We start from the raw sequence: 320 nt of genomic DNA on the forward strand, positions 1-320 counted from the left end.
TTGTTGTGCTTTTGTGTGTGGGGGTTAGTTTAGCGCCCCTTGCCCGGCCCACAGCGCCGGTAAGGAGGCCTTCACGGCATTGTGGACGCTGCCGAGTATGTTGCGTGCGAAGAGGCCCGGCGGGCGCATACCCGGCCGGTGGATCCAGGGTGAGCGTCCCGAACGCGTCGTTCGCGACACCGGCGTCCCCGCTACCGGCGCGCCTGCCAAGGCCTATATCCACAGAGGACAATCATGCCGGTAAGGCCACCTTGGGGGGTGGAGCCCCCCCACTAGGTCGGTTAGCGGCTCAGAGGCTCACGGAGATACGCCCGATATTT

Origin of the sequence: Amycolatopsis sp. NPDC059021, from assembly GCF_042739895.1 — a bacterium.
Taxonomy (GTDB): Bacteria; Actinomycetota; Actinomycetes; order Mycobacteriales; family Pseudonocardiaceae; genus Amycolatopsis.